Origin of the sequence: Nocardiopsis halotolerans DSM 44410 (genome assembly GCF_000341065.1) — a bacterium.
Classification (GTDB): domain Bacteria; phylum Actinomycetota; class Actinomycetes; order Streptosporangiales; family Streptosporangiaceae; genus Nocardiopsis; species Nocardiopsis halotolerans.
This window is the reverse complement of record NZ_ANAX01000383.1, coordinates 1-6,642: the sequence shown is the minus strand read 5'-3', so window position 1 is coordinate 6,642 and position 6,642 is coordinate 1. Positions and strand designations below refer to the sequence as shown.

The 6,642-nt window shown below is 72.6% G+C and carries 6 protein-coding genes and 1 pseudogene; 4 read left to right on the top strand and 3 right to left on the bottom strand.

Annotation, left to right across the window (positions count from 1 at the left end):
• Nucleotides 1-177: 177 nt before the first annotated feature.
• Complete coding sequence (locus D455_RS0127650; protein ID WP_017573898.1) at nucleotides 178-1,392, top strand: PP2C family protein-serine/threonine phosphatase; 1,215 nt, start codon at nucleotides 178-180, stop codon at nucleotides 1,390-1,392.
• A gap of 30 nt (nucleotides 1,393-1,422) precedes the next feature.
• Here the strand turns inward: D455_RS0127650 and D455_RS0127645 are convergent, their stop codons facing one another.
• The 3 genes from D455_RS0127645 to D455_RS0127635 all read right to left on the bottom strand — a co-directional run bounded on the left by D455_RS0127645 (nucleotide 1,423) and on the right by D455_RS0127635 (nucleotide 4,042).
• Complete coding sequence (locus D455_RS0127645; protein WP_017573897.1) at nucleotides 1,423-2,229, bottom strand: cyclase family protein; 807 nt, start codon at nucleotides 2,227-2,229, stop codon at nucleotides 1,423-1,425.
• A gap of 45 nt (nucleotides 2,230-2,274) precedes the next feature.
• Complete coding sequence (locus D455_RS31915) at nucleotides 2,275-3,564, bottom strand: MFS transporter (RefSeq protein ID WP_051064717.1); 1,290 nt, start codon at nucleotides 3,562-3,564, stop codon at nucleotides 2,275-2,277.
• Between the two features lie 256 nt (nucleotides 3,565-3,820).
• Nucleotides 3,821-4,042 (bottom strand): hypothetical protein, encoded by a 222-nt coding sequence (locus D455_RS0127635; protein ID WP_017573895.1) that lies wholly within the window; start codon nucleotides 4,040-4,042, stop codon nucleotides 3,821-3,823.
• Between the two features lie 293 nt (nucleotides 4,043-4,335).
• Between D455_RS0127635 and D455_RS0127630 the strand changes: the two genes are divergently transcribed.
• The 3 genes and pseudogenes from D455_RS0127630 to D455_RS31910 form a co-directional block, all read left to right on the top strand.
• Nucleotides 4,336-5,370: an iron-siderophore ABC transporter substrate-binding protein gene (locus D455_RS0127630; RefSeq protein WP_026123042.1), complete on the top strand. Its 1,035-nt coding sequence runs from the start codon at nucleotides 4,336-4,338 to the stop codon at nucleotides 5,368-5,370.
• 90 nt (nucleotides 5,371-5,460) lie between these two features.
• Entirely contained in the window at nucleotides 5,461-6,426 is a 966-nt protein-coding gene (locus D455_RS0127625; RefSeq protein ID WP_040685177.1) for a FecCD family ABC transporter permease, read from the top strand.
• Nucleotides 6,423-6,642: pseudogene (locus D455_RS31910) on the top strand (ferrichrome ABC transporter permease); the annotation flags it as partial. The gene D455_RS0127625 and the pseudogene D455_RS31910, both read left to right, overlap by 4 nt.

Sequence of the window (6,642 nt, the reverse complement as noted above, 5' to 3'; positions counted from 1 at the left end):
CCGTGATCGACAACGTCAACCCCACCATCGTCCCCCGTATCCGCCCCGACCAGGACGGTGAGCGCCGCGACCGGTCGGCCTGACCACGGGTAAAGCCCGGTCCGACCGCGGGACACGCCGCCGGTCTCGCCCCTCTTCCGCGCCCGCGGTGTGAAACTGCTGGGGGGAGGTGGGCACATGGACGGCGCCGACTCGATCAGCGAGCCCGAGCGGCTGTTCGAGGACCTGGTCAGGTCCGTGCACGGTTGTGCCCCGATCGAGGTCCTGGAGACCGCGTGCCGCTACGGCGAACACATCGGCCTCAGCGGCATCACCGTGCACCTGGTCGACCTGCAACAGCGCCTCCTCATCCCGCTGACCGGGGGAGAACCGCTGGACATCGACACCACCGTCGCCGGTGACGCCTACCGCTCCGAGACGCTGCGCCTGGTCGACGGCGGCGACGAGGAACTGGGCCTGTGGCTGCCCCTGCGCGACGGCGCCGACCGCATGGGCGTGGTGTACGTCACGGCGCCCTCGCTGGACGGACCCACCCTGCACCGCTGCCAGTCGCTCGCCTCGCTCCTGGCCCTGGTCATCACCTCCAAGCGCGCCTACAGCGACACCTACGTCCGCCACACCCGCGCGCGCTCGGTGCAACTGCGCACCGAGATGCTGCGGGCCTTCCTGCCGCCGCGCACCCTCGGCACCGCGCGCGGGGTGTCCACCGCCGTCCTCGAACCCGCCTACGAGCTGGGCGGCGACGCCTTCGACCACTCGATCACCGAGGACATCCTGCACGCCGTCATCCTCGACGCGATGGGCCACGACCTGGTCTCGGGGCTGACCGCCTCGGTCGCCATGGCCGGAGCCCGCGGAGCGCGGCGCAACGGCGCCGACCTCGCCGAGCTGACCGACAACGTGGACAGGGCGCTCACCGCCTGGCTCCCCGAACGCTTCTGCACGGCCGTCTTCGCCACACTGGACCTGTCCACGGGCGAGTTCTCCTGGGTCAACCGCGCCCACCCCACACCCCTGCTGCTGCGGAACGGCCGCCTGCTGGAGAACGCCCTGGAACGGCCCCCGGAGCTCCCGCTGGGGGTCGGCGGCGACCTGGACGCCGGGCCGTGCACCGTGCACCGGACCCAACTCGAACCCGGTGACCGGATCCTGCTCTACACCGACGGGGTGACCGAGGCGCACGACCGCGAGGGGCGGATGTTCGGCCTCGAACGGTTCGCCGACTTCATCATCCGCGCCACCGCCTCCGACGAGCCCGCTCCCGAGACGCTGCGGCGCCTCATCCACGCCATCCACGACCACCAGCGCGGCAGCTTCACCGACGACGCCACCATCATGCTGCTGGAGTGGAACCCCGACGGCGGAGCGACGCCCCGCGTCGAGGGGTGCTGAACCGCCGGGGCGCCGCGGCCCGAGCGGGGATCACCACATGGCCAGCACCCGGCTGGGACCGCCGGAGGCGTCCAGGCCCGGCATGACACCGACGCTGAGCAGGGCACCGACCGGCGGTAGCTGCTCCAGCCCGGTCAGCGCCTCCAGTCCCCACCGGTCCGCGCGCCCCACCACCTCGTGCGCGGGGAAGTCGGTGGAGTCGCCCGGATCGGTGCTCAGGGTGTCCACGCCCACCCCGACGGCACCGCGCCGCTCGAACAGGAACTCGCAGGCCCCGGGGTCGAAGCCCGGGAAGTGCCAGGTGCCGTCCTCCGCCACTCCGCGGACCGCGTCGTCGCCCTCGGCCCACCGGGCGCTCCACCCCGAGTGCATCAGCACCGCCGCGCCCTCGGGCACCCTCCCGTGCGCCCGCTCGAAGGCCAGCACGTCGTCCACCGTCACCGTGGTGTCGGGGTCCTCGGCGGCACGGGCGCGGACGTCGATCACCGCGGCCGGGGCGACCAGCTCGTGCGGTCGGATGTCGGGGACCAGCCGTCCGCCGCCGATCACGTGCCCGGGCGCGTCCAGATGCGTGCCCGAGTGCTCGGTGAGCGTCCACTGCTGGAGGTAGAAACCGAACCCGCCCTCGGGCGCCGGATCGCTGAGAGTCTCCCTCCACGGCTTCTCCTCGCCCCAGGAGGGCATGGACGGCGACAGTACGTGGCTGAGGTCGGCCACCCTGTGGAAACCCCTCGGCCACGGGCGTGGGCTGGTCGGCGCGCCGGGCGACCCGGCGGGGGTCGACGTGGCGTCACCCGTCCTCGAGCGAACGGTCTCACCGGTTCCGTGCAGGCACATGGGTCCCCTTCCGTCGTGTGCGTCCCCCTCCCGTATGCCCCGCCGTCACGGTCCGGCAACCTCCGCCGATCCCTCCGTGGACAACCGCCTCCGCGCGGTCAGGTTCCGGACCGGACGGAGCGCCAGCAGCGCCAGCCCCACCACGAGGGTGGCCGCTCCGCCGAAGAGCAGCAGGGGGCGGGCTCCGAACACCTGCGCCGCCGGACCGGCCAGGGCCTGACCGACCGGCATCATCGCCACCGAACCGGCGACCTCGTAGGCGTGGATGCGTCCCAGCACCGGTCGGGGCACCTGGGTCTGCACGCTCGTCATCCACATCACTCCCCAGAACCCCATGGCCGCGCCGCTGACCGCCGCACCGGCGGCCAGGGCGGGGACGGGCAGCGCCATTCCCACGGCGGCGGAGAACGCTCCCGCGCCGAACAGCGCGAACGTTCCCGCGCGCAGCGGGAAGCGCGGACGGATCCGGATCGCGACCAGCCCGCCCAGGGCCGTGCCGCCGCCCAGCGCGGAACTGACGATCCCGAACTCCCGGGCGCCGTGGTCGGAGATGATCTCCGCGGCGGTCAGCGGGGTCTGCGGGCCCCACATGACCACCATCAGCGCCATCCACAGCAGGATCACCGACCACATCCACGTCCTGGCGCGGAACTCCCGCCAGCCCTCGGCCAGGTCGGTCAGGTATCCGGGCGCCCCGTCCCCGTCCCGCCGCCGGGCCCCGGGCAGGCGGACTAGGCCGAGCAGGAGCGCACCCACCGCGTAGGTGCCCGCGTGCGCCGCGAAGACCCCGGCGGCGGAGAACACGGCGACCAGCAGACCGGCCGCCGCCGGACCCACCAGCATGGCCAGGGCCTCGGCGGTGCGCAGGACCCCGTTGGCTCCCTGCACGTCCCGGGCCACCCGCGGCACCACCGACGCGACCCCCGGTTGGAAGGCCCCCGCCGCGATCCCGTTGACGGCGCCGATCAGGCAGATCTGCCACAGGACCACGTTCCCGGTCAGGAACAGCACCGCAGCCGTGCCCTGGGTGACCACACGCACCAGATCGGCCAGCACCATCAGCCTGCGTGCTCCCCACCGGTCCGAGAGCACGCCCCCGAAGACCACGAACCCCACGAAGCACACGGAGAAGGAGGCCATCGCCAGGCCGATACCGCCAGCGCCGAACCCGTGCGCGAGGAGTCCGGCCGACAGGGCCACGGGCAGCATCCCGTCGCCCGTCCTGGCCACGGCGCGCGCGACGAAGAACAGGGCGAAGTCGCGGGACCACAGCCGTCGACCGCCGCCCGCGCGCCCCACCCGACCAGTTCGCCCCGACGGTGCACCGCGCCGCATGCTCTTCCCGCCCTCCGTGACCACACCGGAACCGGCCCCGGGGCAGCCTGCCAGCCCTGCTTCCGTGTCCACAACCCTTCCCGGGGACCGGACGGGAAGCGGACCCGGTGCCGCCCCGTACCCAGCCGAACGGTCCCGGGTGCCCTGTTCCCGCGCGCCGGGCACACGCGAAACGCCCGACCGGGAAACCCCCGCCGGGCGTGTGGTCCTGCCGTCCGCGGTCTCCGGTGGGATCACCGGAGACCGCGTCGACGCACTACTTCTTCCCGCTCTCCTCCAGGCGCAGGGCGAGGCCGATCGCGAAGAAGGTGGGCGCCCACTCCCCGATGAAGATCCCCCACCGGTCGGCGCGGTCCAGGCCAGCCTCCTCTCCCTTCTTGGAGGCGAACCAGGTGACGAAGGAGAGCCCGACGGAGGCGAGCCCGGCTCCGTAGGCCATTTCGGACGTGACACCCATCTCGGACAGTTTGGCGATCATGGCGCTCCGCTTCCTAGCATTGGTGGTTGCCTCTACGGGCACTTCCCGGGAAGGCGGCGTACAAGCTCCATGGCAGGTCAAGGCTGTGTCAGATGTGCTTCGACGCGGCGGGCGGCCCGTACCCCGAAGGCGGGGGGACTTGTGGAAACCCGGCCGAGTGAGGTTAGACTAACCTTGGTTCGTCGGGATTCTCCCGCTCTGTCCTCCGTGTTCCCCCTCGGGGTTTCCCCTGCGCGGAAACGGCCGTCGATGACGACGCGGCCACACCCCGTGACGAAGAAAGCAGTGTGCGCATGGTCTCCACCCTCCGCCGCCTCAGCGGCGTGGCCCTCACCACCCTCCTCGCGCTCGGTCTCACCTCGTGCGGAAACGCGGACGGGGAGACCGGCGGCGAAGGCGGCGGCGACACCGCTGGCGGCCACTTCCCCGTCAGCATCGAGAGCGCCCTCGGAACCGCCGAGATCCCCGAGCAGCCCGAGCGCGTGGTCACCCTCGGCCAGGGGTCCGCCGAGACCTCCATCGCCCTGGGCGTCGTCCCCGTCGGTATCGAGAGCTACGAGTGGGGCAGCGACGAGAGCGGCTACCTGCCGTGGATCCACGAGGCCGTCACCGAGGCGGGCGAGGAGCTGCCCGCCCAGTTCGCCGGGGCCACCGACATCGACTTCGAGGCGATCATCCAGCTGGAGCCCGACGTCATCCTCGCCCCCTGGTCCGGCGTCACCCAGGAGCAGTACGACATCCTGAGCGACATCGCCCCCACGGTCGCCTACCCCGAACTGCCCTGGAGCACCGACTGGGACCAGCAGATCGAGATCATCGGTGAGGCGCTCGGCCAGCCCGAGGAGGCCCAGGAACTCATCGAGGGCATCAACACCCGGTTCGAGGAGGCCAGTGCGGCCAACCCCGGGTTCGCCGACCTGTCCTTCTCCTACGTCTACACCGACGGCCCCGGCACCCTGGGCGTGTTCATGCCCGACGAGCAGCGCGTCGCCATGGTCCGCGGCCTGGGCCTGACCGTCGACCCGGTCGTGGAGACCTTCCCCGAGACCGAGGGCACCGACTCGGCCCTCATCGGCCTGGAGAACGCCGACCAGCTCTCGGACAGCGACCTGATCTTCACCTTCTACAGCGACCCGCAGACCCGTGAGGAGATCGAGTCGCAGGAGCTGTACGCGTCCATCCCCGCCATCGAGAACGGCGCCGTGGTCGCGTCCGACGACAACTCCTTCGTCACCGCGTCCTCGATCATCAACCCGCTGACCGTCCCCTGGGTCATCGACCGTTACGTGCCCATGATCGAAGAGGCCGCGCGGAACGTCGAGGGATAGCCAGTGTTCTTCCGGGGGCACCCAACGGTTCCCGACCGGGGCGGGGCCGGGCAGGGCTCCGCCCGGCCCCGCCCCGCCCGCACCGCGCTCATGCTCGGTGCGGGCGTCGCGGCCCTGGTCGGAACGATCCTGCTCAGCCTGCTCATGGGCAGCAATCCCACGTCGGTCTCCGACGTGTGGACGGCCCTGACCGGCGACAGCGACTCCTTCGTCACCACCGTGGTGGAGAGCCGCTACCCGCGCACCGTCCTGGGCGTGGTGGCCGGAGCCGCCCTGGCCCTGGCGGGCACCCTCATGCAGGGCGTCACCCGCAACCCGCTCGCCGACCCCGGACTGCTGGGCGTCAACGCCGGAGCCGCCGCCGCGGTGGTCACCGCCACCGCCCTGCTCGGCCCCACCTCGGTCACCGGCACGGTCTGGTGGTCCCTGCCCGGGGCCCTGGCCGCCGGACTGGCCGCCTACACGGTGGGCAGCCGGGGCGGTGACGGCGGCATGGTCCGGCTGGTCCTGGCGGGCGCGGTGGTCTCCGCCGTGCTGACCGCCTACGTCCAGGCCGTGGCCCTGAGCATGCCCGAGACCTTCGACAGCTACCGCTACTGGGTGGTCGGCTCCCTGGCCGGACGCGACTTCGACGTCATCTGGGCCGTGCTGCCCGTCATCGGTACCGGTGTCCTGCTGGCGTTGCTGGTCTGCGGCGGCCTCAACGCCCTGGCCCTGGGCGAGGAGGCCGCGATCGCCACCGGGGCCAACACCGTGTGGACCCGCTCGGCCGGACTCGTCGCGGGAACCCTGCTCGCCGCCGGTGCCACCGCGGCGGCCGGACCCATCGCCTTCGTCGGCCTGGCCGTGCCCCACGTGGTGCGCGCCCTGGTCGGCGTCGACTTCCGGGTCCAGGTGCCCTTCGCCCTGCTGGCGGGCCCCACCCTGCTGCTGCTCGCCGACGTCGTCGGCCGCACCATCGTGCGCCCCACCGAGCTCATGGTCGGCGTGGTCACCGCCTTCGTCGGCGCGCCCGTCCTGTTGTACGCGGTCCGCAGGATGCGGAGTACCCCATGACCCGAACCCTTCCCCCGGCCGTGCGCACGGCCGACGCCACCCCGAAACCGGCCTCGCCCGTGCTGAGGCTGGGTCCGGCCGCGCTGCCCGTCCACCCGCGCTCGCTGCTGTGGGCGGCCGTGGTCCTGCTCCTGCTGGCCGCCGCGGCGGCGGCCACCCTCTCCCTCGGCGACCTCGGGGTTCCCCTCACCCGTCTGCCCGCCGTCCTCACAGGCG